32 protein-coding genes are annotated in these 24,544 nt (G+C 67.3%); 6 read left to right on the forward strand and 26 right to left on the reverse strand.

The annotated features are described in order from the left end of the window. Positions 1–105: 105 nt before the first annotated feature. From rplO to AC6JA9_RS24740, 26 genes are all read right to left on the reverse strand, one after another. On the reverse strand, positions 106–633 hold the full coding sequence (gene rplO / locus AC6JA9_RS24615; RefSeq protein WP_046714288.1) for a 50S ribosomal protein L15: 528 nt from the start codon (positions 631–633) through the stop codon (positions 106–108). A gap of 20 nt (positions 634–653) precedes the next feature. Further along, entirely contained in the window at positions 654–914 is a 261-nt protein-coding gene (gene rpmD, locus AC6JA9_RS24620) for a 50S ribosomal protein L30 (protein WP_254038754.1), read from the reverse strand. 2 nt (positions 915–916) lie between these two features. Further along, positions 917–1,438, reverse strand: a complete 522-nt coding sequence (rpsE, locus tag AC6JA9_RS24625; protein ID WP_046714290.1) for a 30S ribosomal protein S5 — start codon at positions 1,436–1,438, stop codon at positions 917–919. Positions 1,439–1,457: 19 nt separating this feature from the next. Next, the gene (rplR, locus tag AC6JA9_RS24630; protein ID WP_046714291.1) at positions 1,458–1,814 is read right to left on the reverse strand and encodes a 50S ribosomal protein L18; all 357 of its coding nucleotides are present in this window, start codon (positions 1,812–1,814) and stop codon (positions 1,458–1,460) included. A gap of 108 nt (positions 1,815–1,922) precedes the next feature. Further along, positions 1,923–2,489, reverse strand: a complete 567-nt coding sequence (gene rplF / locus AC6JA9_RS24635) for a 50S ribosomal protein L6 (RefSeq protein ID WP_223747255.1) — start codon at positions 2,487–2,489, stop codon at positions 1,923–1,925. Between the two features lie 64 nt (positions 2,490–2,553). Then, positions 2,554–2,958 (reverse strand): 30S ribosomal protein S8, encoded by a 405-nt coding sequence (gene rpsH, locus AC6JA9_RS24640; RefSeq protein ID WP_223747254.1) that lies wholly within the window; start codon positions 2,956–2,958, stop codon positions 2,554–2,556. Between the two features lie 193 nt (positions 2,959–3,151). Next, complete coding sequence (locus AC6JA9_RS24645; RefSeq protein WP_015350175.1) at positions 3,152–3,337, reverse strand: type Z 30S ribosomal protein S14; 186 nt, start codon at positions 3,335–3,337, stop codon at positions 3,152–3,154. Positions 3,338–3,364: 27 nt separating this feature from the next. Next, a complete protein-coding gene (gene rplE / locus AC6JA9_RS24650) occupies positions 3,365–3,895 on the reverse strand; it encodes a 50S ribosomal protein L5 (RefSeq protein WP_174816817.1) in 531 nt (176 codons plus the stop codon). 302 nt (positions 3,896–4,197) lie between these two features. Then, positions 4,198–4,527 (reverse strand): 50S ribosomal protein L24, encoded by a 330-nt coding sequence (rplX, locus tag AC6JA9_RS24655; RefSeq protein ID WP_141327454.1) that lies wholly within the window; start codon positions 4,525–4,527, stop codon positions 4,198–4,200. Between the two features lie 49 nt (positions 4,528–4,576). Beyond that, positions 4,577–4,945, reverse strand: a complete 369-nt coding sequence (gene rplN, locus AC6JA9_RS24660) for a 50S ribosomal protein L14 (protein WP_046714296.1) — start codon at positions 4,943–4,945, stop codon at positions 4,577–4,579. Between the two features lie 66 nt (positions 4,946–5,011). After that, positions 5,012–5,338 (reverse strand): 30S ribosomal protein S17, encoded by a 327-nt coding sequence (gene rpsQ / locus AC6JA9_RS24665; RefSeq protein ID WP_194869291.1) that lies wholly within the window; start codon positions 5,336–5,338, stop codon positions 5,012–5,014. A 93-nt stretch (positions 5,339–5,431) separates the two neighbouring features. Continuing rightward, a complete protein-coding gene (gene rpmC, locus AC6JA9_RS24670; RefSeq protein ID WP_174816815.1) occupies positions 5,432–5,647 on the reverse strand; it encodes a 50S ribosomal protein L29 in 216 nt (71 codons plus the stop codon). A 43-nt stretch (positions 5,648–5,690) separates the two neighbouring features. After that, positions 5,691–6,110: a 50S ribosomal protein L16 gene (rplP, locus tag AC6JA9_RS24675; RefSeq protein WP_046714299.1), complete on the reverse strand. Its 420-nt coding sequence runs from the start codon at positions 6,108–6,110 to the stop codon at positions 5,691–5,693. Between the two features lie 66 nt (positions 6,111–6,176). Beyond that, positions 6,177–6,839 carry a 30S ribosomal protein S3 gene (rpsC, locus tag AC6JA9_RS24680; RefSeq protein ID WP_002633602.1) on the reverse strand — a complete coding sequence of 221 codons (663 nt, stop codon included), beginning with the start codon at positions 6,837–6,839 and terminating at the stop codon, positions 6,177–6,179. Between the two features lie 40 nt (positions 6,840–6,879). Continuing rightward, complete coding sequence (gene rplV, locus AC6JA9_RS24685) at positions 6,880–7,224, reverse strand: 50S ribosomal protein L22 (protein ID WP_141327456.1); 345 nt, start codon at positions 7,222–7,224, stop codon at positions 6,880–6,882. A 35-nt stretch (positions 7,225–7,259) separates the two neighbouring features. Then, positions 7,260–7,547 (reverse strand): 30S ribosomal protein S19, encoded by a 288-nt coding sequence (gene rpsS / locus AC6JA9_RS24690; RefSeq protein ID WP_046714300.1) that lies wholly within the window; start codon positions 7,545–7,547, stop codon positions 7,260–7,262. 15 nt (positions 7,548–7,562) lie between these two features. Beyond that, a complete protein-coding gene (gene rplB, locus AC6JA9_RS24695) occupies positions 7,563–8,408 on the reverse strand; it encodes a 50S ribosomal protein L2 (RefSeq protein WP_046714301.1) in 846 nt (281 codons plus the stop codon). A 35-nt stretch (positions 8,409–8,443) separates the two neighbouring features. Beyond that, entirely contained in the window at positions 8,444–8,737 is a 294-nt protein-coding gene (locus tag AC6JA9_RS24700; RefSeq protein WP_141327458.1) for a 50S ribosomal protein L23, read from the reverse strand. Then, on the reverse strand, positions 8,734–9,357 hold the full coding sequence (rplD, locus tag AC6JA9_RS24705) for a 50S ribosomal protein L4 (RefSeq protein ID WP_046714303.1): 624 nt from the start codon (positions 9,355–9,357) through the stop codon (positions 8,734–8,736). Before rplD ends, AC6JA9_RS24700 begins: the two co-directional genes overlap by 4 nt. Positions 9,358–9,410: 53 nt before the next feature. Then, positions 9,411–9,719 (reverse strand): 30S ribosomal protein S10, encoded by a 309-nt coding sequence (gene rpsJ, locus AC6JA9_RS24710; RefSeq protein WP_002633608.1) that lies wholly within the window; start codon positions 9,717–9,719, stop codon positions 9,411–9,413. 201 nt (positions 9,720–9,920) lie between these two features. Next, positions 9,921–11,111 (reverse strand): elongation factor Tu, encoded by a 1,191-nt coding sequence (gene tuf, locus AC6JA9_RS24715; RefSeq protein ID WP_267696508.1) that lies wholly within the window; start codon positions 11,109–11,111, stop codon positions 9,921–9,923. Between the two features lie 141 nt (positions 11,112–11,252). Further along, positions 11,253–13,331, reverse strand: a complete 2,079-nt coding sequence (gene fusA / locus AC6JA9_RS24720; RefSeq protein ID WP_223747735.1) for an elongation factor G — start codon at positions 13,329–13,331, stop codon at positions 11,253–11,255. 148 nt (positions 13,332–13,479) lie between these two features. Further along, positions 13,480–13,950, reverse strand: coding sequence for a 30S ribosomal protein S7 (gene rpsG / locus AC6JA9_RS24725; RefSeq protein WP_011553340.1), 471 nt, complete (start codon positions 13,948–13,950; stop codon positions 13,480–13,482). Between the two features lie 140 nt (positions 13,951–14,090). Continuing rightward, a complete protein-coding gene (rpsL, locus tag AC6JA9_RS24730; RefSeq protein ID WP_043408969.1) occupies positions 14,091–14,462 on the reverse strand; it encodes a 30S ribosomal protein S12 in 372 nt (123 codons plus the stop codon). Positions 14,463–14,677: 215 nt separating this feature from the next. Further along, positions 14,678–15,172 (reverse strand): ribosomal protein S18-alanine N-acetyltransferase, encoded by a 495-nt coding sequence (gene rimI / locus AC6JA9_RS24735; protein WP_223747734.1) that lies wholly within the window; start codon positions 15,170–15,172, stop codon positions 14,678–14,680. Next, entirely contained in the window at positions 15,169–15,870 is a 702-nt protein-coding gene (locus tag AC6JA9_RS24740; protein ID WP_223747733.1) for a hypothetical protein, read from the reverse strand. Before AC6JA9_RS24740 ends, rimI begins: the two co-directional genes overlap by 4 nt. Positions 15,871–15,983: 113 nt before the next feature. Here AC6JA9_RS24740 and AC6JA9_RS24745 point away from each other — a divergent pair, with 113 nt between their 5' ends. The 6 genes from AC6JA9_RS24745 (at position 15,984) to AC6JA9_RS24770 (ending at position 24,535) form a co-directional block, all read left to right on the forward strand. Continuing rightward, a complete protein-coding gene (locus AC6JA9_RS24745) occupies positions 15,984–16,979 on the forward strand; it encodes a DnaJ C-terminal domain-containing protein (RefSeq protein ID WP_141324543.1) in 996 nt (331 codons plus the stop codon). A 92-nt stretch (positions 16,980–17,071) separates the two neighbouring features. Then, positions 17,072–17,800 carry a HEAT repeat domain-containing protein gene (locus AC6JA9_RS24750; protein WP_223747732.1) on the forward strand — a complete coding sequence of 243 codons (729 nt, stop codon included), beginning with the start codon at positions 17,072–17,074 and terminating at the stop codon, positions 17,798–17,800. A gap of 108 nt (positions 17,801–17,908) precedes the next feature. After that, complete coding sequence (locus AC6JA9_RS24755; protein ID WP_141324541.1) at positions 17,909–19,600, forward strand: ATP-binding response regulator; 1,692 nt, start codon at positions 17,909–17,911, stop codon at positions 19,598–19,600. 75 nt (positions 19,601–19,675) lie between these two features. After that, positions 19,676–21,397 carry an arginine--tRNA ligase gene (gene argS / locus AC6JA9_RS24760; RefSeq protein WP_497957939.1) on the forward strand — a complete coding sequence of 574 codons (1,722 nt, stop codon included), beginning with the start codon at positions 19,676–19,678 and terminating at the stop codon, positions 21,395–21,397. A 14-nt stretch (positions 21,398–21,411) separates the two neighbouring features. After that, complete coding sequence (locus AC6JA9_RS24765; protein WP_223747730.1) at positions 21,412–23,964, forward strand: 1-acyl-sn-glycerol-3-phosphate acyltransferase; 2,553 nt, start codon at positions 21,412–21,414, stop codon at positions 23,962–23,964. A 73-nt stretch (positions 23,965–24,037) separates the two neighbouring features. Beyond that, complete coding sequence (locus tag AC6JA9_RS24770; protein WP_223747729.1) at positions 24,038–24,535, forward strand: DUF6265 family protein; 498 nt, start codon at positions 24,038–24,040, stop codon at positions 24,533–24,535. Positions 24,536–24,544: the final 9 nt, after the last annotated feature.

Raw genomic sequence — 24,544 nt, forward strand, 5'->3', positions numbered from 1 at the left:
GCCAGGACGACAAAACGCCCCTGTTCCACGGATGGGAAAGGGGCGCAGAAGCCTACACAAGCGAAATGACGCGCACCACCGACAAGTGATGCGCGTCGGACATGCTCAGGCCTTCGGCTGCCGAGGGGCCTTGACGCCCTTGCCAGCGTGCGCCTTGGCGGCCGCCTCGGGCTTGTGGGCCATCAGGGGAAGGACGTCCACCGCGCCACCCGCCTTCTCGACCGCCGACTTGGCGGTCTCGGAGGCCTTGTGCACCCGGATGGTCACCTTCTTCGTCAGCGCGCCCCGACCCAGCAGCTTCACGCCGTCGTAGCGGCCCTTCACCAGACCCGCCTTCTTCAGCGAGGCCTCATCCACCGTGGAACCGGCGTCGAAGTGGGTGTCCACATCCGACAGGTTCACCACCGCGTACACCGTGCGGTTGGGGGAGTTGAAGCCGAACTTCGGCAGGCGGCGCTGCAGGGGGCTCTGGCCACCCTCGAAGCCTTCGAACCGCATGTTACCGGTGCGGGCCTTCTGGCCCTTGCCACCGCGGCCGGCCGTCTTGCCCAGGCCGGAACCCTGACCGCGGCCCACGCGCTTCTTGCGGTGCCACGAGCGCGAGGGGCGCTTCAAACCGTGCAGAGTGCTCATTGTCTTAGGTCCTCTCGTGCTCAGGCCTTGGCCTGGTAGGCGCGCGCGCGGTCCCGCAGGGCGATCTTGCGCGGCTTGCGGCGCTTGGGCGCCGGCGCCTCGGCGGACACCGTCTCCGAGGAGACCAGGTGCTTCACCTTGAACACCATCCCGCGGATGGCCGGCGTGTCCTTCAGCAGGCGCTCATCACCGAACTTCTTCAGACCCAGGCCACGGATGGTGGCCAGCATGTCCTCGGAAGCGCCCGCGTAGCTCTTCGTCAGCTTCACCTTGAGCGCCATGACTAGCCCCTCTGCTCCCCGGCGAGCTTCGCCGACTCGACGTCCTTGCCGCGGAGGCGCGACACCTGCGCCGCGCTGCGCAGCAGCTTCAGACCCGCGACCGTGGCCTTCAGCACGTTGTGCGGATTCCGCGAACCCTGGCTCTTCGTCAGGATGTTGCGGATGCCCGCCGCCTCCAGCACCGCGCGCACCGCGCCACCCGCGATGACGCCCGTACCTTCGCTGGCCGGCTTCAGCAGCACCCAGCCGGCGCCGAAGTGCCCGAGCACCTCGTGCGGAATCGTGTGACCCATCAGCGGAACGCGGAACAGGTTCTTCTTCGCGTTCTCGCCACCCTTGCGGATGGCCTCGGGAACCTCGTTGGCCTTGCCCAGGCCGACGCCCACGTGTCCGGCGCCGTCACCCACCACCACGAGGGCGGCGAACGAGAACCGCCGGCCGCCCTTCACCACCTTGGCGACGCGGTTGATGTTCACCACGCGGTCGGTGAGGTCCAGATCGTTCGGATTGATCGGAGTTGCCACTTGGAAATCCTTTCGAAAGCTAGAACTTCAGCCCGGCCTCGCGCGCGGCGTCAGCCACGGCGGCGATGCGCCCGTGATAGGGGAAGCCGTTGCGGTCGAACACCACCGCCTCGACGTTGGCAGCCTTGCACCGCTGCGCGATGAGGGCACCCACCCGCTTCGCGTCCGCCTTCTTGTCGCCTTCGTCCTGGCCCTTCAGCTCCTTGGACAGCGACGAGGCGTACGCGAGGGTCTTGCCCGTGGTGTCGTCCACCACCTGCGCGTAGATGTGCTTGAGGCTCTTGTAGACGGTAAGCCGCGGCCGCTCGGTGGTACCCGAGAGCTTCTTGCGGATGCGGTTCTTCCTCTTGATACGGGGATCGATCTTCGTCGGCATGGCTGCTTCCTTGTCCTTCCGGCGGCGATGCGGTCTTCCGCCGCCGGATGATGCCGCCAGACCCCATGGGCCCGGCGGGATTGGGAACACTCAGGACAGACGGAACGATTACGTCGTTCCGGTCTTGCCCTCCTTACGGCGGATGCGCTCCTCGGAGTATTTGATGCCCTTGCCCTTGTACGGCTCGGGCGGGCGCAGCGAGCGGATGTTCACCGCCGTCGCGCCGAGCACTTCCTTGTCCGCCGAACGCAGCGTCAGCCCCACGGTAGGGAGGCTGTCCTCGGTGCGGGCCGTCTTGTCCACTTCCGCCGTCACGCCCTCGGGGAGGTCGAAGACGACGGGGTGGGAGTAGCCCAGCGCGAAGTGGATGGCCTTGCCCTTCACCTCGGCGCGGAAACCGACGCCGCGGATGTCCAGCTTCTTCTCGAAGCCCGTGGACACGCCCTTCGCGGCGTTGGCGAGGATGGTGCGCGTCAGGCCGTGCAGGCTGCGCGCCTCGCGCGAATCATCCGCGCGCTGCACGGTCACCTGACCGTCCTTGATCTCCACCTTGACCTTGCCGGGCAGCTTCACGGACAGCTTGCCCTTGGGGCCCTCGAAGTTCACCTGCTGGCCGGCGACGACGGCCTTCGTCTTGTCGCCGAGCTTGATCGCCAGTTTTCCAATCCGACTCATGGTTGCCTCGGTCCTGTATGCCCGGGGCGCGCACTCTCACGAGGCGCGGCCACCAGGCCGCTGGCTAGTAGACGGTGCAGAGCAGCTCGCCGCCCGCCTTCTGCTTGCGGGCCTCGGAGTCCACCAGGATGCCGCGGGACGTGGAGAGGATGGAGATACCCATGCCTCCCAGCACCTGCGGGATGTCGTTCACGCCGACGTAGCGGCGCAGACCCGGCTTGGACACGCGGCGGATGCCGGTGATGGCGGGAGCGCGGTCCGGCCCGTACTTGAGCTGAACGCTGATCTCGCTCTGGGGCGAGCCGTCCTGCGTGTGGACGACGTACTCCCCGATGTAGCCCTCGTCCTTGAGGACCTTGATGACCTCGAGCTTGAGCTTCGAGTGGGGAATGACGACCTTGTCGTGACGCGCGCGCGACGCATTGCGCAGGCGGGTCAGCATGTCGCCAACGGGATCATTGACCGGCATGGGCTACCTTCCGAACGAGCACCCTGTCCGGGTGCTTCGTGTTCGCGTTCGTCGCGCCTGCCGGGCCCATCCCGGGGGTTCGCGCCGAGCGCAACTACCTGGGTTGAAACTGCTCGTGGACACGCTCCTTCCGAAGCGCGTCCAGGGCGCCAACGGGACCGTCAAGGCCCCTTTGGCACCCTGCCCTACCGACTCACCAGGACGACTTGGTCACGCCGGTGATCTCACCGCGCAGCGCACGGTTGCGCAGGCAGATGCGGCACATCTTGAACTTGCGCAGGAACGCGCGCGGCCGGCCGCACAGCGGGCAGCGGTTGTACTGGCGCACGGCGAACTTCGGCTTGCGCTTCGCCTGGGCAATCTTGGAGAGCTTGGCCATTGTCTTTGAGGTCCTTGGCTCGAGGGCTTACTGGCGGAAGGGCATGCCGAAGTGACGCATCAGCGCCAACCCCTGCTCGTCGTTCCGGGCAGTGGTGACGAAGCTGATGTTGAGCCCCTTCACCTTCTCGATCTGGTCGTAGTTGATTTCGGGGAAGATGATCTGCTCGCGCACGCCGAGCGTGTAGTTGCCCTTCCCGTCGAAGGCCTTCGGGGACACGCCCTTGAAGTCACGCACGCGCGGCAGCGCCACCGTGATGAGGCGGTCCATGAACTCGTACATGCGGGCGCCACGCAGGGTGACGGCGGCACCGATGGCCTGGCCCTGGCGCAGCTTGAAGTTCGCGATGCTCTTGCGGGCGCGCGTCACGATGGGCTTCTGACCCGTGATCGCCGCGAGCTGGTCCACCGCGGACTCCAGGATCTTGTTGTTGGCGAGCGCCTCGCCCAGACCCATGTTGACGACGATCTTCTGGAGACGCGGAACCTCCATCGGGTTCTTGAGGCCCAGCTCCTTCATCAGGGCGGGCACCCCTTCCTTGCGGAAGCGCTCCTTCATGCGGGCCGGCTTGCTCTCGAGGCCTTCCTCGATGTTCGCCGCGAAGCCAACCTTCTTGGCCTCTTCCTTCTTGCCCCGCTTCGCCTTCTTTTCCTTCTGGTCCGGCTTCTTCTCGTCAGCCATCGTCGTATCCTCTGCTTCGGGCGCCGTCGTGACCCAGCGCGTCCGATCAGTCCTTCACCTGGAAACTGAAAACACCGCGAGGGCCCCGTGGACTACCCAGGCCCTCGTTGCCTGCACGCCCCCCTACCCGCCTACCAGGGCGGACAGAAGGGCGCGCATACATGCCCCAACAGGGACTCCTAGTCAATCAGCGCGTCGCAGTTCTTGCAGAACCGCTGGCGCTTCTCACCGTCCGTCTTGATGCCCACGCGGGTCGGCTTGTCGCACTTCACGCAAACGACCTGGACATTCGCCAGGGCGATGGTGCCGGGCTTCTCGACAATGCCACCCTCGGGGTTCTGCGGCGTCTTCTTCAGGTGCCGCTTGACCAGGCGCAGGCCCTCCACAGTCACCCGGCCGGCCTCCTGGTCGATCTTCAGCACCTTGCCGCGCTTCGTCGCAGGGGTCTTCTCGGAGGCCTCGGCCCCGGCCATGACCTGGACCGTGTCTCCCACCTTCATCTTCTGCATGGCTTCCTCGTCTCTCTGGCTGCTCGCCGTCCGGCCTGGTGGGTCCTCTTCAGAGGACTTCGGGCGCCAGCGAGATGATCTTCATGAACTTGCGGGCGCGGAGCTCACGGGCGACCGGCCCGAAGATACGCGTACCAATGGGCTCCATGTCCTTGTTGATGAGGACCGCGGAGTTGCCGTCGAACTTGATGAAGCTGCCGTCGGGACGACCCACCTCGCGCTTGGTGCGGACGATGACGGCCTTGGCCACGTCACCCTTCTTCACCTTCGAGTTGGGCAGCGCCTCGCGGATCGACACGACGATGACGTCGCCGATGGACGCGTACTTGCGCTTCGAACCGCCGAGCACCTTGATGCAGAACACCTTCTTCGCGCCCGAGTTGTCCGCCACGTCGAGCACGCTCGTCATCTGAATCATCTGGGAATCTCCTATCGCCGGTGTCTCCACCGCGCAGCCTCTCGGCCGCGCATGTGGAGGTGCGTGCTAGACGTTCTTGCTCTTCTCCAGCACCTCGACCACGCGCCAACGCTTGTCCTTCGAAGCGGGCTTGGTCTCGGCGATCCGGACCCGGTCACCCTCGTTGATGGTGACCTTCTTCGGGTAGTCGTGGTCCTCCACGTGGGCCTTGTACTTCTCGCGCAGGCTCATGATCTTCCCGTACTTCGGGTGGGGAGCGCGGCGCTGGACGGTGACCACCACCGTCTTCTGCATCTTGTTGGAGGTGACGATTCCCACGCGCGTCTTGGGACGGCCGCGGGTGGAGGTCTCTGCCTTGGGCGCTTCGGTCGTCTCAGCCATCTTCTCTCTCACTGTCTCTCATGCACCCGGGCGCTCTCACGTCCCGGATGGCCTTGCGCACCCGACCTGTGGCGAGCGCGCTTGGAGGATTCGCGGGTGAAGGCGTTACGCCTTCGCCGCCTTCTTCTTCTCGGTCAGCACGGCCAGGACACGGGCCAGGTCACGCCGGTGCCCGGTCCGCTCCGCCGGGTTGTCCAGCGAACCGGTCCGCCGCTTGAGCTGGTCCTGGAACAGCGTCTCACGCAGTTCCGTCGCCCGCCGCTGCAGGTCGTCCGCCGACAGCTCCCTCAGTTCCTTCGCAGTCGCCATTGCAATCTCCACATGCGTGCGGGAGCCACCCAGAGGACGGCTCCCGCCGCGGTGCCTAGAGGCTCAGGTCCGCGCGCTTCACGATCTTCGTGAGCACGGGCAGCTTCGCCTGCGCCAGCTTCAGCGCCCCGGTGGCCACCTCGGTCGTCATGCCCTCCATCTCGTAGAGGATGCGGCCGGGCTTCACCACCGCGACGTAGTACTCCACGCCACCCTTACCGGTACCCATTCGGGTCTCGGCGGGCTTCTTGGTGATGGGCTTGTCCGGGAAGATTCGGATCCAGATCTTGCCGCCGCGCTTCACGTGGCGGGTCATCGCGATACGGGCCGCCTCGATCTGCCGGGAGGTGATCCAGCCCGGCTGAAGGCTCATCAGACCGAACTCGCCGTAGGTCAGGTCGCTGCCACGGTGAGCGGCGCCCGGCATGCGGCCCTTGTGCATCTTGCGGTACTTCGTACGTGCAGGCTGAAGCATCGTCGCTGTCCTTCCCTACCCTGCCCCGGGCGCCTCCTCGCGGAGACACCCGGCGCGGGAGGGCAATTACCGGTTGGAGGGCATGGGGGCCTGGCCGCCCTTGCCCGGGAGAACCTCGCCCTTGCAGACCCAGACCTTGCAGCCGATCTTGCCGTAGGTCGTCTTGGCCTCGGCGAAGCCGTAGTCGATGTCCGCGCGGAGGGTGTGCAGGGGCACGCGGCCCTCGCGGTACCACTCGTAGCGAGCCATCTCGGCGCCACCCAGGCGACCCGAGCAGGCCACGCGGATGCCCTTCGCCCCGAACTTCATGGCCGTCTGCAGCGCCTTCTTCATGGCGCGGCGGAAGGCGATGCGGCGCTCGAGCTGCGTGGCGATGTTCTCCGCCACCAGCTGCGCGTCGGTCTCCGCCTTGCGGACCTCGACGATGTTGAGGAAGACCTCGTTCTTCGTGAACTGCTGGAGGTCCTTCTTCACCGTCTCGATGCCCGCGCCGCGCTTGCCGATGACGATGCCCGGACGCGCGGTGTGGACGTTGACCTTCACCTTGTTGGCGGCGCGCTCGATCTCCACCTTGGACACGCCCGCGTGGTTCAGCGACTTCTTCACGAACTCGCGGATGCGGATGTCTTCATGGAGCCACTGCGCGTAGTTCTTGTGCTCGAACCACTTGGAGTCCCAGGTCTTGATGACGCCAAGCCGGAACCCGATCGGATGAACTTTCTGTCCCAACGTGAATCTCCTTGAACGTCCGGGCAGGGCCCGACGGGTCCTACTTCTTGGCCTCGGCCAGCACCACGTGGACGTGGGCGGTCTTCTTCTTGATGGGGGTGGCCCGGCCCATGGCGCGCGGCATGAACCGGCGCTGGGTGGGACCCTGGTCCACCGAGATGGTCTTGACGTAGAGCGTGTCCACGTCGACCTGTCCCTTGGACTTGTCGGTCGCGTTGGCCACGGCGCTCTTGATGAGCTTCTCCACCGGCAGGGCCGCGGCGCGCGGGGTGAACTTCAGGATGTTGAGGGCCGCCTCAACGGGCTTGCCCCGGACGAGCGCCGCAACGGTGGACAGCTTGCGGGGGCTCATGCGCAGGAAACGCAGATGTGCAGTCGACTCCATGGTCATCTCCTCAGGCTCTCAGGCAATGCGCCAGGCTACTTGCCCGGGGCCTTGGCGACCTTCTTCTCCGCCGAGTGACCGCCGAACGTACGCGTCGGGGCGAACTCGCCGAGCTTGTGGCCCACCATGTTCTCCGTGACGAACACCGGGATGAACTTCTTCCCGTTGTGCACCGCGAAGGTGTGACCCACGAACTCCGGCAGAATGGTGGAGCGGCGGGACCACGTCTTCACGACAGTCTTCTTGTTCGTCTTGATCATGTCCTCGATCTTCTTGACGAGGAAGTCGTCGACGAACGGACCCTTCTTGATCGAACGAGCCATGGCTTGCGAATCCTCTTACTGGCTGCGCGCGCCCTGGCGGCGGCCGCTCACGATGAACTTGTCAGTACGCTTGTTGGTGCGCGTGGTGAGACCCTTGGTCTTCTTGCCCCACGGCGACACCGGGTGCGGGTTACCCTGACCGGACTTACCCTCACCACCACCGTGCGGGTGGTCCACGGGGTTCATCGCGAGACCACGAACCGTCGGGCGGATGCCCAGCCACCGGCTCTTACCCGCCTTGCCGACGCGGATGATCTCGTGCTCGATGTTGCCCACCTGGCCCACGGTGGCGCGGCACTCGATGAGGACCATGCGGACGGTCCCGGAAGGCATGCGCACCTGCGCGTAGCGGCCCTCCTTCGCCATCAGCTGTCCGGACGTGCCGGCGGAGCGGATGACCTGGGCGCCACGGCCCGGCTTCAGCTCCACGTTGTGGATGACGGTACCCACCGGGATGTTCTGCAGCGGCAGGGAGTTGCCCGGACGGATGTCCGCGTTCTCGCCGGCGAACACCGTGTCGCCCACATTCAGGCCCACGGGGGCCAGGATGTAGCGCTTCTCACCGTCCGCGTACGTCAGCAGGGCGATGTTGGCGGTGCGGTTCGGGTCGTACTCCACCGCGGTGACCTTGGCCGGCACGCCGTCCTTGTCACGACGCTTGAAGTCGATGACGCGGTAGCGGCGCTTGTGACCACCACCCTGGTGACGGCGGGTGATGTGGCCGTGAACGTTGCGGCCACCCGAGCGCTTCAGCGGCTCGGTCAGCTTCTTCTCGGGCGCGTCCTTGGTGATGTCCGCGAAATCGGACACCGTCATCAGACGGCGGGCGGCGCTTGTCGGCTTGTACTTCTTGATGCCCATGGTGTGTTCCTCAGGCTGACCTCAACGCCGTAGCGTCAGGCCGCCCCTCCCTCGAAGAGTTCGATCGAGTCGCCTTCCTTGAGGGTGACGACCGCCTTCTTGAAGTTGGGCCGCTTGCCGATGCTCCGACCCACGCGCTTGATCTTGCCGCGGACGATGTTGGTGTTCACGTCCTCGACGGTGACCTTGAACAGCGTCGACACCGCGTTGGCCACGTCGTGCTTGGTGGCCTTGAGGTCGACGATGAACGAGTACTGACGCAGCTTCTCGCGGGCCTTGTCCAGCTTCTCCGTGATGAGCGGGCCCTTGATGACGTCGTGGATCTTCATGACAGCGCCCCCTCGAGGGTCTTCGCGGCCGCGGAGGTCAGGACCAGGTGCGAGTGCTTCAGCACCATCTCGAGGTTGACACCCTCGGGAGGAAGCACGTCGAACTTGGCCAGGTTCCGCACGCTGCGGTGCAGGTTGGTGTTGCCCTTCTCGTCCACCACCAGGGCGTTCTGCAGCTTCAGGCGCTTGGTCAGCACCTCGAAGGCCTGCTTGCTCTTGGGGGCGTCCAGGGAGAACCCGCTCAGGATGATGAGCGTCTTCTCCTTGGCGCGCAGGGACAGCGCGGACTTGAGCGCACCGCGGCGCACCTTGCGGGGCGGGCGGTAGAAGTAGTCGCGAGCCTTGGGAGCCATCGCCTTGCCGCCGCCCACCCAGTGGGAAGCGCGGATGGAACCCTGGCGGGCGCGACCGGTGCCCTTCTGCTTCCAGGGCTTCTTGCCGCCGCCGCTGACCAGCGAGGTGTTCTTCACCCCCACCGTGCCGCGACGCCGGTTGATCTGCTGCATCTTCGCGACCTCGTAAAAGAGGTGCGTGTTCGGCTCAGCGCCGAAGATGTCGTCGGAGAGCTCGATCTCCGACACCTTCTTCAAATCCAGGTCGACAACGTCAAACTTCGCCATGGCACTTTCCTCGCGGGGGTCGGAGTGAAACCACTCAGACGCCCACCCGCTTCCTAGGACTTGATCTCGACGTCAACGCCGGCCGACAGATCCAGCTTCATGAGCGCATCCAGCGTCTGCTGCGTAGGCTCGAGAATATCGAGCAGGCGCTTGTGGGTGCGGATCTCGAACTGCTCGCGGCTCTTCTTGTCCACGTGCGGAGAACGCAGCACGGTGAACTTGTTGATGCGCGTAGGAAGGGGGATCGGACCGGCCACCTTCGCGCCAGTGCGCTTAGCCGTCTCGACGATCTCACCCGCGCTCTGGTCCAGGAGCTTCGAGTCGTATGCCTTCAGCCGGATGCGGATCTTCTGTGTCGCCATTCGCAAGAACCTCTTAGAACGAACTTTGTGCCAACGCCCCGGAAGGCGCTACGACCGACGTCCCCTGGTTGTCACAGAGCCGTTTCTTCAGAACGAAGGGGCGCGGTGATTACCATCCCGCCCCAGTGTATGCAACTGGATTTCCTCCGGCTCCCTGGAAATTCCCCGGAAGGGAGCTCCGGGGAGCCGGGAGGAGGTCTGCTACTCGATCACTTCCGCCACGACGCCGGCGCCCACCGTGCGGCCACCCTCGCGAACGGCGAAGCGCAGCTCCTTCTCCATCGCGACAGGGGTGATCAGCTCCACCTCGATCGCGATGTTGTCGCCCGGCATCACCATCTCCACGTTCTCCGGCAGCTTCACCGTTCCCGTCACGTCCGTCGTGCGGAAGTAGAACTGGGGACGGTAGCCCTTGAAGAACGGGGTGTGGCGACCACCCTCTTCCTTCGACAGCACGTAGATCTGCGCCTTGAACTTGGTGTGCGGCGTGATGCTGCCAGGCTTGGCAATCACCTGCCCACGCTCCATGTCCTCACGCTTCAGGCCGCGGACCAGCGCGCCGATGTTGTCGCCCGCCATGCCCTCGTCCAGCAGCTTGCGGAACATCTCCACGCCCGTGACCACGGTCTTCTGCGTCGGGCGCAGGCCGACCACCTCGACCTCCTCGCCGACCTTGATCTTGCCACGCTCCACGCGGCCCGTCGCCACCGTTCCACGGCCGGCGATGGAGAACACGTCCTCCACCGGCATCAGGAAGGGCTTGTCCGTCGCGCGCTGCGGCGTCGGGATGTAGCTGTCCACCGCCGCCATCAGCTTCAGGATGGCCGGCTCGCCGATGTCGCTCGTGTCACCCTCGAGCGCCTTCACCGCGGAGCCCGGGATGATGGGGATGGTGTCGCCGGGGAACTCGTACTTCTTCAGGAGATCACGCACCTCCATCTCCACCAGCTCCCGCAGCTCCGGGTCGTCCAGCAGGTCCACCTTGTTCAAGAAGACCACGATGTACGGAACACCGACCTGGCGCGCCAGCAGGATGTGCTCACGCGTCTGGGGCATCGGGCCGTCCGCCGCCGACACCACCAGAATCGCGCCGTCCATCTGCGCCGCGCCCGTGATCATGTTCTTCACGTAGTCGGCGTGGCCCGGACAGTCGACGTGCGCGTAGTGACGGTTCGCCGTCTGGTACTCCACGTGCGCCGTCGAAATCGTGATGCCGCGCTCGCGCTCTTCCGGCGCCTTGTCGATCTGGTCGTACGCCAGGAACGTGGCGCCGCCCGTCTTCGCCAGCACCTTCGTGATGGCCGCCGTCAGCGACGTCTTGCCGTGGTCCACGTGTCCGATCGTGCCGATGTTCACGTGGGGCTTGTTACGCTCGAACTTCTCCTTGGCCATGACACTCCTCACCGCGGCTGAGCCGGTCAATCACCCGGCGCGTATCGAATCCCGCAAAAACTCACTGCGAAGGTGCTGCGTCCTGCTCCAAACCCGCCACAACGTCAACTGAAATCGCCCGCAGGGTCGACTGCCGGGCCGTCAGTAGCGGTTCAGCGCCGTCTTGGGCGCCGGCGCGTAGTGACTGAACTGCATGGTGTAGGTCGCCCTTCCCTGGCTGCGGCTGCGCAGGTCGGTCGAGTAGCCGAACATGGCGGCCAGGGGCACCTGCGCCTGGATGGCCTGCAGGCCGCCTGGGCGGGGCGTCATGCCCAGCACCTTGCCTCGCCGGCCGTTCAGGTCGCCAATCACGTCGCCCATGAAGGGCTCCGGCGTGACGATCTCGCAGTTCATGATGGGCTCGAGCAGCACGGGGCTGGCCGCGCGCACGGCGTCCTTGAAGGCCAGCGAGCCGGCGATCTTGAACGCCATCTCGCTCGAGTCCACGTCGTGCACGGAGCCGTCGTAGGCCTCCACCTTCACGTCCACCATGGGGTAGCCCGCCACGGGGCCGTTCTGGAGGGCCTCCTGGACACCGTCGCGCACCGCGTCCACGAACTCCTTGGGCACCACGCCGCCGACGATCTTGTTCTCGAAGGCGAAGCCCTTGCCGGCCTCGTTCGGCATCACCCGCAGCCAGATGTGGCCGTACTGGCCCCGGCCGCCCGTCTGACGGATGAACTTGCCCTCGGCCTCCATCTGGGTGGTGATGGTCTCGCGGTACGCCACCTGCGGCTTGCCGATGTTCGCGTCGACCTTGAACTCCCTCAGGAGGCGGTCGACGATGATCTCCAGGTGCAGCTCGCCCATGCCGGCGATCAGCGTCTGCCCCGTCTCCTCGTTCGTGCGCACGCGGAAGGACGGGTCCTCCATCGCCAGGCGCTGCAGCGACTGGATGATCTTGTCCTGGTCCGCCGTGGACTTCGGCTCGATGGCGATGTCGATGACCGGCTCGGGGAACTCCATCCGCTCCAGGATGATGGGCTGCTTGTCGTCGCAGAGCGTGTCGCCCGTCGCCGCCAGCTTCAGGCCCACCACCGCGCAGATGTCACCCGCGTAGCACTCGGTCAGCTCGTCCTTCTTGTCCGCGCGCATCTGGACCAGGCGGCTGACGCGCTCGCGCTTGCCCTTCACCGAGTTCCACACCGCCGTGCCCGCCTCCAGCTTGCCGGAGTACACGCGCAGGAACGTCAGCGTCTGGGACTGGAACGCCGGGTCGTTCATGATCTTGAACGCCAGGGCGCTGAAAGGCGCGTCGTCCCGCGTCTCGCGCACCGCGTCCTCGCCCTTGGGCGTCTTGCCGTGCACGGGCGGGATGTCCAGCGGGCTCGGCAGGTAGTCGATGACCGCGTCCAGGAGCGGCTGCACGCCCTTGTGACGGAACGCAGACCCGCAGAACACGGGGAACAGCTTCAGCCCCACGCAGCCCTTGCGGATGGCCGCGCGGACCTCCTGCTCGGTGAGCTCCTGGCCCTCCAGGAACTTCTCCGTCAGCGCGTCATCCTGCTCCGCGGCGGCCTCGAGCAACTCCGCGCGCGCGGCCTCGGCCTGCTCGCGCAGCTCCTCGGGAATCTCCTGGATGTCGTAGCGGCTGCCCTGCTCCGAGTCGACGAAGACCAGGGCCTTCATCGTCAGGAGGTCGATGACACCGCGGTGCTTGTCCTCGGCGCCCAGGGGGAGCTGCATGCGCACCGCGCGCGCGCCGAGCTTCTCGCGGATGGTTCCCACGGACATCTCGAAGTCCGCGCCGATGCGGTCCATCTTGTTGATGAAGCAGATGCGGGGGACCTTGTAGCGGTCCGCCTGGCGCCAGACCGTCTCCGACTGCGGCTCCACGCCGTTGACCGCGTCGAACACGGTGACGGCGCCGTCGAGCACACGCAGGGAGCGCTCCACCTCGATGGTGAAGTCCACGTGTCCGGGGGTGTCGATGATGTTGACGCGGTAGCGCTGCTCGTTGCGCTGCCAGAAGGCGGTGATGGCGGCGGAGGTGATGGTGATGCCGCGCTCACGCTCCTGGACCATCCAGTCCGTGGTGGTGTTTCCCTCGTGCACCTCGCCCATCCGATGGATGGCGCCGGTGTAGAAGAGGATCCGCTCGGTGGTGGTCGTCTTGCCGGCATCGATGTGCGCCATGATGCCGATGTTGCGGTAGCGCTCCAGGGGATGCTCGCGAGCCATTGCGTCGGTACCTCTCCATGAGGGCGGGAGGGCTTGGGAGCCCCGTCTCACGTTCCCACCCGGACGATTTCAGAGAACCTGCTTCACCTAAAGAAACCGCCCGGATGCAACCTCTGCATCCGGGCGGGACACCGCGAGGCCGAAAGACCTACCAGCGGTAGTGCGCGAAGGCCTTGTTGGCCTCCGCCATCTTGTGCGTGTCTTCACGCTTCTTCACCGCGTTGCCGCGGTTGTTGGCGGCGTCCATGATCTCGCCGGCCAGCTTCTCCTGCATGGTCTTCTCGCCACGGGCCTTGGAGTACGTGATGATCCAACGCATGCCGAGGGCGACCCGGCGGTCCTGACGGACCTCGACGGGCACCTGGTAGGTGGCGCCACCGACGCGGCGGCTCTTGACCTCCAGCACCGGCTTGACGTTGTCGAGGGCCTTCTTGAACGTCTTGAGGGGGTCCTCCTTCGCGCGCTCCTCGATGAGGGCGAAGGCTCCGTAGCAGACGCCTTCCGCGATGGACTTCTTGCCCTTCCGCATCAGGTCGTTGACGAACTTGGTGACGAGCCGGTCCTGGAACTTCGGATCCGGAAGAATCTTGCGCTTGGCGACTACGCGACGGCGAGGCATCTCTTCTCTCTTCCCTTACGCCCTGGCTCCCTTGGGAGCACGCTACGACGGGCTTCAAGTACCGCTGAAGGAAACTTCACGAGGACGCTCCCCAGGGTGCGGGGCTCAACGTCCCAACTCTCAAACGAAGGTGATCGCGCTCAGCTCGGACGCTTCGCGCCGTACTTGGAGCGGCTCTGCTTGCGGCCCGCCACGCCCACGGAGTCGAGCGTTCCACGGACGATGTGGTAGCGCACGCCCGGGAGGTCCTTCACACGACCGCCGCGGATCATCACCACCGAGTGCTCCTGGAGGTTGTGGCCCACGCCGGGAATGTAGGACGTCACTTCGATTCCGTTGGTCAGACGCACGCGGGCCACCTTGCGGAGGGCCGAGTTCGGCTTCTTCGGAGTCGTCGTGTACACGCGGGTGCAGACGCCGCGCTTCTGGGGGCACTCCTTGAGCGCGGGGCTCTTGCCCTTGATGTTCAGCTTCTCGCGGCCCTTGCGGACCAGCTGGCTAATGGTCGGCACTGATACCTCGTTCTTCGGGTTCGCAGCCGCCACGAGACACGAGGCGGCGCATATCTACCTACAGGACTACTGAAAAAGGCCGCGAGTATAGGGAGCGACCCCTCCGTGTCAAGCACGGCATGACGCAGACCTGGAACAGGTCAGCGTCCATGAGGTCTTTCCTTGAGACTCGTCAACCCAGCTTACGACGGGTCGGTCCTCTACTCCGCGTGCGCTCAGAAGTCGAGGACCATCACCACGGCGTCCTCGCCCTCGTCCGCGTAGTAGTTCGGCCGGATGCCCACCGGGCGGAAGCCGAAGGCGCGGTAGAGCTGGATCGCCGGCTCGTTGCTCTTCCTGACCTCCAGGGTGGCGAGGCTGCAGCGGCGTGCCCTGCCCCGCTCCAGCACCTCCTCCATGACGGCCCGCGCGACGCCCCGCCGCCGGTGCTGGGGGGCGGTGGCCACGTTGAGCACGTGGACCTCGTCGTGGACGATCCAGAAGATGGCCAGCCCCAGCAGCAGCGGGGGCACGAACTGCCGGGGCTCCTCCACCAGGAGGATGGTGGACCACTCGTGCTGGAGCTCGCGCTTGAGCAGCTCCGGGGACCAGGGGTTCTTGAACGCCGCCTGCTCCAGCGCCATCACCGCCGGCAGGTCCCCTTCCGTCATCTGACGGATGGAGAAGCCATGCGGCTCGCGTGGCTCGGCGTCCTCCCGCATCCGCCTCATCGCTTTGCCTCCCGTGTGAAGGGCGCCACCCGACGCACCTGGGCCGAGGCCCTCACCTGCGCCAGCTCCTCCACGGCCAGCGCCGCATAGCGCTCGCGGAAGAGCTTCTCCCGGATGGACTCCCGCACCGTCTCGTAGTCGGCCGGAAAGTCCCCGGGGTGCTGCTCGTAGAACCGACGGATCTCCGTCTCGCCCACCTGGGCCCGCAGGCGGATGCGGCTGTCCAGGACACGCTCGGCCCTGAGCCCCCGCGTCAGCACCGCCTTGAGCCCCTCCACGTCCACGTCCGCCCGGGCCAGGAAGCGCTCCAGGGCCTGGGAGCCCCCGACGCGCAGCCGGAACGCCTCCAGCCGCGCGTCCACCTCGGCGGGTTCGGCGGGGAACGCCTGGAGCCGGTCGGCGTTGAGCACCTGGACCCGCTGGCTGATGGCCAGCTCCAGCGCCCCCCGGAGGAGCTCCTCGTCCAGGGGGACCTCGAGCGCCTGGAGGCCGCCCCGCTGCACGAGCGCCACCCGGGCCTCGAACTCCAGCTCGCTCTGGGTGAGCACCCGACCCTCGATGATGGCGACCACCCGGTCCACCACCCTGCCCTGCGCCTCTCCCGCGGGAGCCTGGGCATGGACGGCCGGGGCGGCCAGCAGGAGGAGCCAGCCCGCCAGCCAGAAGGTACCTGCTCCCGCTCGGCGCGGCGCTGCCATGGCCTCCCTCATCTTCCGCCGGACTTTATACATCCCAGGCCAGCCGAACAGTCCTTGCTGGCGCACTCCCACCGACTGGTTACTTTCAATCACGTACAGCTCGGCGGGAACAAATGGCGGACGACTACTACCAGATCCTCGGCGTGGAACGGACGGCCTCCGAGGAGGCCATCAAGAAGGCGTTCCGGAAGCTCGCGCGCCAGCACCACCCCGACGTCAACCCCGGCAACAAGTCCGCCGAGGAGAAGTTCAAGCAGATCAACTCGGCCTTCGAGGTGCTGTCGGACCCGAAGAAGCGCAAGCTCTACGACGAGTTCGGCGAGGACGCCGAGAAGATCGGCTTCGACGAGAAGAAGGCGGAGGCGTACCGGCAGTACCGCGCCCAGGCGTCCCGGGGGGGCGTGGGCGGCATCCCCTACGGAGGCGAGGACTTCGACCTGGGGGACCTCTTCAACGACCTCTTCGGAGGACGCAGGGGCGGTGGGGGCGGGTTCAATGACCCCTTCGGGCGGGTCCGGGGGCGCGGCCCCATGGGTCCCGAGCGTGGCGAGGACCTCAACGCCCAGGTCCGCCTGACGCTGGCCGAGGCCGTCAACGGCACCGAGCGGCCCCTGTCCGTCAGCCGCGCCTCCCCCGACCGCTCCACCCCGGACGAGCGCGTCCGCCTGACGGTGAAGATTCCCGCGGGCGTCCAGACCGGCTCCAAGGTCCGGCTGGCGGGCCAGGGCGCCCCCGGCGCGAGGGGTGGGCCTCCGGGCGACCTCTACATCGAGACCGAGGTGATGGAGCATCCCCTGGTGCGTCGGGAAGGTGACGACCTCCACATGGACGTGCCCGTCACGGTGCCGGAGGCCATGCTGGGCGCGGAGGTGCGCGTCCCCACCTTCCAGGGCGAGCTCACCGTCAAGGTCCCCCCTGGCTCCCAGTCCGGCCGGCAGATGCGCCTCAAGGGGCGTGGGGTGCCCTCCCTCAAGGGGGGTTCACCGGGTGACCTCTACCTCCGCCTCCAGGTCAAGGTGCCGGACACCGACACCCCGGAGACCCGCGCCGCGGCGGAGACCCTGGCCAAGGCCTACCGGGACGATGTCCGTCGCGAGCTGACCCTCTGAAGCTCTTGTCTCTTGTCCTGGGCGCCGCCAAGGCATAGACGGCCCCTCCCACAGTCGGATTTCACGTCGCCGCAAACGGAGCACACGCGCACATGGGCCTCTTAGACATCTTCACGGGCGGCTCGGGCCCCGAGAAAGCCCTCAAGCTCAAGCCCAAGGTCACCCAGAAGTACGGCGACCCGGCGACCCGCCAGAAGGCCATCCAGCAGCTCGGGGAGATGAAGTTCCCCGAGGCCGTCTCCGTGCTCCTGGCCCGCTTCACCATCACCGTGGACCCGCTCACCACGGACGCCGACGAGAAGGAGCACACCTTCGAGCTGGTGAAGGCCTTCGGCAAGGACGCCGTCCCCCCCATCGTCGAGTTCCTCAGCAAGACGGAGCCCGCCACGTCGTGGGCGCTCAGGCTGCTGGGTGAGCTGGTCAGCGAGGACGAGGTGACCGAGGCCTGCGTGAAGGCGCTCCAGCACCTGTCCTCGACCTACACGAAGAACCCGGAGAAGAAGGTCGTCCTGCTCCACCACGTCACCGGTCGCCAGGACGCACGCATCCCCCCGGTGGTCGTCCCGTTCCTCTCGGACATGTCGGACGACGTGAAGATCGCCGCGCTCAAGGCGCTCGCCTCCTTCAAGTACGAGCCGGCCAGGGAGCCCATGCTCGCGCTCCTGACGGCCGACGAGACGGCGCGTCGGGTGCAGACCTCGGCGCTCTCCGCCCTGGCGGACGCGGGCTTCAGCGTGGGCGAGCAGCGCGCCCGCGTGGAGTCGCTCCTGGTGGAGCCCTACGTCCTGGACAAGGACGGCCGCATCCAGCGCCGGGCCTGAGCGCCCGGGCCCGGTCGTGTCGGGCAGCCGACACGACCACTGTCCTCCGGAAGGCCCTGCACACCGGGGCCGTTCCCAGGCGCTCGGAACCTGGAGCAGGATTCTCCCGTGCGCTCGAAGAAGAAAGGGGCCCTGGCAGAGGTCGTGCCGCTGCGCCCCACCACCTCGAAGAAGTCCACCCGTCGAGCAGCGAAGCCGGCTCCCCCGGCTGACGCCGACGCCGTCGCGCGCGCCCTCCTGGAGATGGCGCGCCACCTCACCGACAACGCGGGCCCCACCGAGGCCCTGCGCTCCCACCTCCAGACGCTCCACGCGCTGCTCAAGCCCAAGGTCTGTTACGTGGCCCGCTTCTTCGCCTCGCGCGAGCAGCTCCACGTCGAGCACGTCCGCGGCCGCTACGACAGCCGCGTCGTCGCCGCCGTCCCGGGCGAGGGCGTGGTGGGGCGCGCCTTCTCCGAGAAGAAGCTCCTGCGCGAAGCGGACACCCTCGCGGTGCCGCTGGAGAGCCCCCACGGCGTCACCGGCGTGCTCGTCGTCCTGGGCGCGCGCCGCGCCGTCTCCGACACCGTGCTCCAGTCGCTGGCCGCGCAGCTGGCCGCCGCCTACGAGGTGGCCCGGCTCCGCGACGACAGCGCCCGCCGCAACAAAGACCTCCAGACAGCCATCGCGGGCTTGAAGAGCCTGGAGCAGAACCGCGAGGAGCTGCTCGGCAACGTCTCGCACGACCTCAAGAACCCGCTCACCACCATCAAGTCGTACCTGGCGATGCTGGGACGCGAGAAGCTGGGGCCCCTCACGGACTCCCAGCGCCGCGCGGTGCAGATCTGCGATCGGAACTCCGACCGCATGCTGCGCATGGTGAACGACCTGCTGCTCATGTCCCGGCTCCAGTCCGGGAAGATGCAGCTCAACCAGCGCCCCTTCGGCCTCAAGGCCGTGGCCGAGGAGGTGGTCCGCTCCCTGGCCGTCGTCGCCGAGCACGGCAAGGTGCAGGTGCACATCCCCCCGTGTGCGGAGGTGTTCGTCCGGGGAGACCGCGAGCGCATCGCCGAGGCCATCCACAACCTCGTCGAGAACGGCATCCACCACAGCGAGCAGGATGACACCGTCGAGGTCACCGTCTCCGCCGAGGAGGGGCTCGCCGCACTGACGGTGAAGGACAGCGGTCCCGGCATGTCGGCCGAGGCGCTGGAGCACATCTTCGACGCCTTCTACCGGGCGCAGCCGGGCGTGCCGCGTCCTCCCGGGGCGGGGCTGGGCCTGCCGCTGGTGGGGAAGATCGTCGCCCTGCACGGCGGCCGTGTGGAGGCGTCCAGCGTGCTCGGCGAGGGCAGCACGTTCCAGCTGGTGCTGCCGATGTTCGCCGGGGCGGTCAGCTCCCCGGACCCGAACCAGGCGGCGCCCAAGGCGGGCGGCATCCTCCTGGTCGAGGACGACGCGGACTGCCGCGAGGTGCTGCAGCAGGTGCTGGAGCAGGAGGGCTACCGGGTGATGGCCACCTCGGGAGCCTCCGAGGCGCGCTCCATCCTCTCGCACATCCGGCCGGCCATGGTGCTGCTCGACCTGCGGCTGAGCGAGGAGGACGGGCAGTCGGTGCTCCGCTTCATCCGGGGCACCGAGTCGCTCGCGGACATCGTCGTGTACATCATCTCGGGTGCCAGCGAGGTGGCGTCCCTCACCTCCGGCCAGGGCCTGGAGCGCATCGACGGCTTCTTCGAGAAGCCGCTCCAGCTCCCCAAGCTGCTGGACACGGTGTCGGCGGTGGTGCGGCCCAGCCGCCGGGCTCCCGCCGTCCCCTGAGGGGGACGGAATGGACCGCGGAACGAACAAGAGGTGGCCGCACGCCACCTCGGCTTGGCTAGTATCCGCGCGTTCATGAGCACTTCCGTCTATTCCCGCTACCGCGCCGCATTCGCCGAGGGCCTCGCCAGCGCCCTGGGCGTGCAGGCCGCCGACATCGAAGCCCAGGTCAAGCCCGCGGAAGCGGCGCACGGCGACCTGAGCTTCGCCACCTTCCCTCTCGCCAAGGCCCAGAAGAAGGCGCCCCCCGTCATCGCCAAGGAGCTGGCCGAGAAGCTCTCCGTGCCGGGCCTGGAGATCAAGGCCGTGGGCCCGTACGTGAATGCCCGCTTCAACGCGGTGCCCTTCACCAGCGAGGTGCTCGACGCGGCCCGCAAGGCGGGCGCCACCTACGGCGGAGACGCGGACGCGGGGCGCGGCAAGACGGTGGTCATCGACTACTCGTCGCCGAACATCGCCAAGCCCATCGGCTTCCATCACATCCGCACCACGTTCCTGGGTCACTGCATCGCCAACATCTACCGGGCGCTCGGCTGGCGGGTGGAGGGCATCAACTACCTGGGTGACTGGGGCAAGCAGTTCGGCCTCGTCGCGGTGGGCTTCCAGGAGTACGGAGACCCCGCGCGCATCGACGACATGGGCCACCTGGTGGAGGTCTACGTGCGCGCCAACAAGCGCGCCGAGACGGAGCCCGCGTTCGACGAGAAGGCCCGCGACTTCTTCCGCCGCATGGAGGCCGGTGATGCCGAGGCCCTCAAGCTCTGGAACCAGTTCCGCGAGACGAGCATCCGCGGCTTCAAGCAGATCTACGCGCGGATGGGCATCGAGTTCGAGCACATCGAGGGCGAGAGCCGCTACCAGGGCAAGATGGACGCGGTCATCGAGCAGATCGCCAAGAAGCCCGGCGTGAAGGAGTCGCAGGGCGCGCTCATCGTCGACCTGCCCTACGCGGAGAACGAGCCGCCCATCCTGCTCAAGAAGAACGACGGCAGCACGCTCTACGCCACGCGCGACCTGGCCGCCGCCGAGGACCGCCACACGCGCTTCCAGTTCGAGAAGTCGCTCTACGTCGTGGCCCAGGACCAGGCGCTGCACTTCCGTCAGGTGTTCCGCACGCTGAAGGAGATGGGCCAGCCGTGGGCGGACAAGTGCGTGCACGTGGCGTTCGGCCGCATCCACGGCATGAGCACGCGCAAGGGCCAGGTGGTGCAGCTCAACGACGTGCTCGACGAGGCCAAGGAGCGCGCCGCCGCCAAGGTGAAGGAGAACCAGGAGGCCGGCCGGCTCCAGACGGATGACCCGGACAAGCTCGCCGAGCAGATCGGCCTGGGCGCCATCGCCTTCGGCGACCTCAAGCACAAGCGCGCCACCGACTACACCTTCGACTGGGACGAGGTGGTGAGCTTCGAGGGCCACACGGGCCCCTACCTCCAGTACGCCCACGCGCGCGTGGTCAACGTGCTGCGCAAGGGCGGCGGCGCGCCCGCCACCTACGACGCCAGCCTGCTGACGCTCCCCGAGGAGCAGGCCCTGGTGCGCGAAATCATGCGCCTGCCCGAGGTGGTGCGCGACGCGGCCGAGCAGTACGAGCCCAGCCTCGTGGCCCGCCTGCTGCTCGACGTCGCGGCTTCGCTGAGCCGCTACTACACGCTCGGCAACCAGGAGCGCGACAAGCGCATCAACGTCGAAGGGGATGACGCGCTGCGTTCCGCGCGACTCGCCCTGGCGGACGCGGCGCGGGTTACGCTCGCGTCGGGTCTGACCTTGTTGGGCATTCCGACACCCGAGAACATGTAGCCCCGGGGGCTGCCTTGGAAACCGCGCTGTCGCAGTCTGCGAATCAGGGAGAGTCCTTGCTGAAGGCGGAGTTCGGCCCGATGGGTCGGGCACTGGGCACTCGTTATCTGGAGAGCGTCCACTTCCCACCCGAGGCCGAGGACGAGCTGCGAAACCTCCACGCCAAGGGGTTCGTGGTGCACGTCATGCGCTCCACGGCGTGGGTGAACTTCCTCTACCTCACCTGGGCCATGGTGCGCCGGAGCCTGCCGCCCGTGCGGGCGGTGTCCAACCTGCGCCCGTGGTTCACCAAGCCGTGGCGCCAGACGAAGCAGGGCGGCGCGTTCCTGGAGCGCTTCGAGTACGCGCGCCAACAGGGAGGCAGCGGCCTGGTCTTCCTGCGGCGCACGGCGCTCTTGCACGCGTCCGGGAAGGAGACGCACGAGGACCCCTTCCCCGCCCTGGTGGAGCTGGCGCGCACGTCGGACCGGCCCGTGTACCTGGTTCCGGAGCTGTTCGTCTGGGAGAAGCGCAGCGCGCGCCTGAAGCCCAACTGGGTGGACATGGTGTTCGGCAGCCCCGAGGCGCCGGGCTTCCTGCACTCGATGCTGGCCTTCTTCCGCAACTACAAGCGCGCGCAGTTCCGCGTGGGAGAGCCCATCGACCTGCGCGCCTTCGCCGAGCAGAACCCGAAGGACTCGGTGGAGGTGCTCGCGCGCAAGGTGCGCAGCACGCTGCACGTGCACCTGGCCCGGGAGACGCGCGCGGTGTTCGGCCCGCCGGCCAAGCCGGCCGTGCGCATCATCGACGAGACCCTGCGCGACAGGCAGCTGCGCAAGGTGGTGGACGAGCACGCCGCGCAGTCCGGCCGCAAGCAGGAGAGCGTGCTGCGCGAGGCCCGCCGCAACCTGGAGGCCATCGCCGCGAAGCCCAGTCCCACGACGCTGGCCTTCGTCGCCCCGCTGCTCGACTGGGTGTTCAACCGCATCTACGACGGCATGCACGTGGACGAGGCGGGCCTGCACCGCGCGCTCAAGGCCGCCACCCGCGCGCCCATCGTCCTGTGCCCCAGCCACAAGAGCCACATGGACTACCTGGTGATGAGCTGGGTGCTGTGGAACCGCGGCTACGCGGTGCCGCTGGTGGCCGCCGGCGCCAACCTGTCCTTCTGGCCCCTGGGCAGCATCTTCCGCCGCTGCGGCGCGTTCTTCCTGCGCCGCTCGTTCAAGGGCGACAAGGTCTACGCCGCGTCCTTCAAGGCCTACGTGCGCAAGCTGGTGCACGACGGCATCCACCAGGAGTTCTTCCCCGAGGGCGGCCGCTCGCGCACGGGCAAGCTGCTCTCCCCCAAGCTGGGCATGTTCACCTGGCAGGTGGAGTCGGTGCTGGAGGGCGCGCGCAACGACCTGCTCTTCGTCCCGGTGGCCATCGACTACGAGAAGGTCGTCGAGTCGGGCAGCTACTCGAAGGAGCTGGCCGGCGGGGAGAAGAAGCCCGAGGACCTCAAGGCGCTGCTCAGCACGCCCAAGGTGCTCGCCGCGCGCTATGGCCGCATCCATCTGGGCTTCGACGAGCCGATTTCGCTCGTGGAGTTCATGAAGGAGCGCGGGCTCGACCCCGAGCAGCCGGTGACGGACGAGCAGAAGAAGGGCCTGGTCCGCGCGCTCGGCAACCGCGTGATGTACGGCATCAGCAAGGTGTCCACCGTGACGCCGCACGCGCTGGTGAGCACGTCGCTGCTCGCGCACCGTCGCCGGGGCCTGACGCAGCGGGAGCTGGCGGACCGCATCAGCATCCTGCGCCGCATCGCCCAGGAGGATGGCGCGCCGCAGTCGCGCGAGCTGGGCAACGCCCCCAGCAACCCCGAGACGATGGGGCCCATCCAGGACGCGATGCGCACCTTCATCGGCGACGAGATGGTGCGCACCCAGGAGGCCAAGGGTGACGTCATCTACCAGGTGGAGGACGACCGCCGCGCGGAGATGTCCTTCTACAAGAACACGCTGATGAACCTGGTGGCCGCGCGCAGCCTCGTGGCCAACGCCATGCTGGCCGCCGGCACGTCCGCCTCGTACGACGACGTGAAGGCGCGCGCGCTGTTCCTCTCGCGCCTGTTCAAGCTCGAGTTCATCTACCGGGTGAACACCACCTTCGACACCATCTTCGCGGAGACGGTGGAGCGGCTGGTGCGCATGGGCCTGGTGATGCACGAGGGCGACACGCTGAGCGTCGCGCCCGAGCCCCACGCCCAGCCGGAACTGGAGTTCCTGGCGGACCTGCTGCGCGACTACCTGGAGGCGTACCTGCTGGCCGCGATGACGCTCAACGACGTGGCCACGGGCGTCGCCGAGGACCGCAAGGCCTTCCTCCGGATGGCCCTGGAGACGGGTCGCGCCGAGTACCACGCCGGCCGCATCACCGCCGCCGAGTCCCTGGCCAAGGTGACGCTGGAGAACGCGGTGACGTACCTGCAGGACCAGAAGCTCCTCGTCGAGGAGGACAAGAAGCTCAAGGTCGGTCCCCAGGCGACGGACGCGGACGCGCGCAAGCAGCTGGTCGAGAGCATCCGCGAGTACCTGCAGCGCTGACGTGTCGACTCCGGGCCGCGCCGCCTCCTCGAGGACGGTGCGGCCCGTCAGCGGGGCATGGGAGGATGGGCGGATGACTGCTCGCCCTGCCCTCCTGGCCCTCGTCCTCGGTGCCTCCCCGCTTCTCGGCTGTGGCTCCACGCCGAACACCCGTGAGCCCGCCTCGCGTGAATGTGGCGCCTCCATCCACGACGTGGCCTGGCTGGCGGGGAGCTGGCGTCAGGACACGGCCGGCAACCTCATGGAGGAGCACTGGACGCCCGCCGCGGGCGGCACGCTCTTCGGGGTGAGCCGCACCATCGTCCAGGGCAAGACGGTGTTCTTCGAGTACATGCGCATCGAGGCGCGCAAGGACGGGCTCTACTTCGTGGCCCAGCCCATGGGACGGCCGCCCTCGGACTTCAAGATGCTGCGTTGCAACAGCAACGGCGTGTTGTTCGAGAACCCGCAGCACGACTACCCGCAGCGAATCTTCTACCAGCGCCCCACCGCCAACCGCCTCACCGCCCGCATCGAGGGGAAGAAGGACGGCAAGGAGGCGGGACAGAGCTTCGAGTTCTTCCAGATGTAGCCGCAGGCC

The sequence above is a fragment of the Myxococcus sp. MH1 genome, assembly GCF_059738865.1.